4 protein-coding genes are annotated in these 3,467 nt (G+C 41.3%); all 4 read right to left on the bottom strand.

The features are described from left to right. Positions 1-61: 61 nt before the first annotated feature. Positions 62-457 (bottom strand): PAS domain-containing protein, encoded by a 396-nt coding sequence (locus WBJ10_RS12640; protein WP_424290836.1) that lies wholly within the window; start codon positions 455-457, stop codon positions 62-64. 58 nt (positions 458-515) lie between these two features. Beyond that, on the bottom strand, positions 516-884 hold the full coding sequence (locus WBJ10_RS12645) for a response regulator (protein WP_424290838.1): 369 nt from the start codon (positions 882-884) through the stop codon (positions 516-518). A 277-nt stretch (positions 885-1,161) separates the two neighbouring features. Then, positions 1,162-2,157 carry a DUF1259 domain-containing protein gene (locus WBJ10_RS12650; RefSeq protein WP_424290839.1) on the bottom strand — a complete coding sequence of 332 codons (996 nt, stop codon included), beginning with the start codon at positions 2,155-2,157 and terminating at the stop codon, positions 1,162-1,164. A 160-nt stretch (positions 2,158-2,317) separates the two neighbouring features. Next, a partial coding sequence (locus tag WBJ10_RS12655) for a chromate transporter (protein WP_424290841.1) occupies positions 2,318-3,467 on the bottom strand: 1,150 nt, incomplete at its 5' end.

Here is a 3,467-nt window from a genome sequence, read left to right on the forward strand (position 1 = left end):
AATGCGAACGCCCTAAACTAATATTCTAAGGAACAATCGGGGTTAGGACGGGATATCAACTTCAGCCGATCTCATGATCCATAAGCTCTTTCGTAAGCTTTGTGAATCCTACTACATTCCCGTCATCATCATGTAAAGCGGTAATCAATATGCTCCCCCAGAAGATGCTTCCATCTTTTCTAAGTCTTCTACCAATGTGCTTAGCTCTTCCTTCTATTTTCGCTTGTTCGAGTAGTCTCTCCGGAAGATGCTCCTGCCGGTCCGACGGCAAATAAAAGATGCGGAAGTTCTGTCCCATTATTTGTTCCTGCTTATACCCTTTAATACGCTCTACACCCTTGTTCCACGAAAGAATGCGACCCTCGATATCAAGTAATATAATAGCGTAATCCTGTATTTCTTCAATCATCTGGCGATGTGCTAATTCTAATTCAGCTTTTTTATCAAATGCCACCATTGCTTAAAGGGTTTGTATAATTTAAGTAAATAACTTAGGTACTTTTCTAGAGGAAATGTTATTTGTATGTGCCAGTCAAATGTCTCTCGATTACTTCTACCAAAGTATCGATATCAAAAGGTTTTTTAACAAATCCATCCGCAAGACAATCCTCCGCTACCTTTTCGATCTGCATTACAGCGGAAAACATAATTACAGGAATATGCTTGGTGGCTTCTGCAGCTTTTAAAATTTTACAGGCCTCATGCCCACTTGTGCCATCCAGCCAATCGTCCAACAAGATGACATCTGGGGTAATCTGGAAAAGTTCAGAAAGAATATCCGTGTTGAGTGACGCAATGACCTCATACCCTTTCTGCTCAAAAAGGAAATTAGTAATATCTAAAATATCCTGATCATCATCGATAATAAGAATCTTCTTTTTCATAGCATTGTTATGAACTCTAACATAAAGGACGGTTCCTTTTAATCCAGAGATCTGAGGTATCTTCCTTAATTAAATCGATTCAAGAGTGGTCGACAAATCGTTTCGCCCGTCTTTTGCAAGGTGATCCGGTATTCCGGTCTCGCTCCACATGGCCTAAAAGTTTGAGAGCTCGTAGATTTTGTGCTTGTGGGCTTGATAAATCACTGTAAACTTAATAAATATTTCCTAAAGGGAAATGGCCTTCTGTAGATGATGTTCAAAAGTTTACTGCCGCAGGTTAGTGCATCATATTCATACCTGATCTTTTACCCAATTGATTCAATGCAGTTCTAAAGCTTTGAGCCAACGTCGCTGCTGGCACTGTACCCAGGTAATGAAGAAAGATAATCCTGGGATTATCTCCAAGCATATGATTGTGAAGAGCAACAACTTCAATGTTATTTGATCGTAGCGATTTAACTACGTCGTTAACTTCATGTTCCTGCATTGCAATATCGCCAGCTATATAGGCCTTCTCCATAGACCCTGTAAAGGAAGCCCATGAGTTTAAACCAATAGATGCGGTCATTTCAGCTCCCATTGCAGTTATGGTCAGGTCAGCTCTCCCGATCGTATATTTAATCGTAGGACCATTTACAGTTGCTTCATACTTCACGATGTCGTTAAGCTGTGCCATTTGGAAAATTTCATTACCCATTTTGGCCAGTGGAGGTCCTGCCGGGGGTTGATTTTTTGGTGAAATTTTGGTCTGTGCAATGGCATTTGCATATTTTTTTGCCAGTTCTTCAGGAGAGCCCATTCCGTGCACATGCATATAAAATATACGCGGCTCCTCGTAAAAGAAATGATTGTGAATAGCGCTTACTTCCAAACCGTTTGCATGAGCGGCAGTTATCAATGGATTAACTTCTTCCTGTAAAAGGACACAGTCACTCATTAATACTGCTGACTTTCCATCTAATGTTTTTTTGATAGAAACCCAGCCTCCAAAGCCAAATGAAATAGGAACCGTTTCACCCTTCAGCGTCACCTTTAAATCGTTTCTTGGCAAAGGTGTGGTATGAGTTGCTTCCGCTTCTTTATAGGTTCCTTTCTTTCCTATTGCAGCTTCAATGGATGTTATTTCTGCTGGAGTCAAGGGAGGAGTCTTCTTTGCCTTTTCCAGAAAGGAAGCATCAGCTGTTTTCACATCAATGACACAGGCACCAACAACCATGGCGCTTGCTTTCAGCCATGTTCTTCTGGATAGTGCTGATAAAGGGCTATTTTTCATAAATTTTATTTTTCATAAAGATCGGGATCCCCTTTCTTAAGAAGGAGTCCGATTTTGCTTTTCATCATAAGCATATTTTACCCGGCTGTATAAAGCATCATAATTTTAAGACTTATCTCCACCAGGCAAACCATCTGGAATTGGATTTATCTCCAAAGGATTATAAGCTTTTAATAACCACTCCAATCATTGCAGCAACCAGAATGATATATGGTTCGTGCAATTTCTTTATATAGATCAATACCAAAACAGATGCAACAGCGATTATGGCAGTAGCGATATCAATTATAGCTCGCGTTGCGATGATGATCACAGAACCAACCAATGCACCAATAACCGCAGCCGTTATTCCATCAACAAACGCCTTGATACTATTGTTCTTGGCTATTCTTTTAAAAGAAGGAGCCAGTACAACTGTAAACAGAAAACAAGGTAAAAAGGTTGCTAAAGCAGCTACCGATGCGCCAGGAAACCCGGCTACCAGATAGCCGATGAAACCCACAGTAATAACTACAGGTCCAGGGGTAATCATAGCGACTGCTACTGAATCGACAAATTCGGCCTCTGTTAACCACTCGTATTCCTGGACAACTCCCGCATGAAGAAAAGGGACTATAGCTAAGCCGCTACCGAAAACAAAGGCTCCCGCCTTAGTGAAGAACAATGCTATCTTAATCAAGACATCGGCGTTATACTCCCAGAAGCCAATACCGGCTACTAAAATGGAAGGTAATACCGGCTTTTTGAACCATTGGGGAGGAGCTTTTATAAACATATAGATCAAACCAGCCAAAAGAAACAATAATACCTCTTCCCGCTGGGTAATAACTGTTATGATCACACCGAACAAATAGAAAACCCAGAGCAGCCAGTTTAATTTAATGGATGGCAAGTTAATTTTGCCAATTGATTTAATGGTGAGTTTATAAGCACTCATTGCAATTATCCCGATAACAGAAGCACCTACTCCATAAAATACGGCCTGCATCCAGGGAAGCCCGCTGTATAACTTGTAGGCCATTCCCAGCATCACCACCATTATAAACGATGGGAGCACGAAAGCTAAACCGATTAAGGTGGCACCCAGTAATCTGTAATGTACAAACCCGATGTAAATTCCTAACTGTGCAGCTAGTGGACCGGGAGCAAGCTGGGCCAATGCCAACCCTTCTTTATATTCTTCCTCAGCCAGCCATTTCTTATCTTCCACGAGATCACGGTGCATATAGCCCACCAATGCTACCGGGCCTCCAAAACCCCAGGTTCCCAGCTTAAGAAAATAGATCGTCAGATCTTTTAGCGAATATGGT

This window comes from Daejeonella sp. (assembly GCF_049655485.1).
Lineage (GTDB): Bacteria > Bacteroidota > Bacteroidia > Sphingobacteriales > Sphingobacteriaceae > Daejeonella.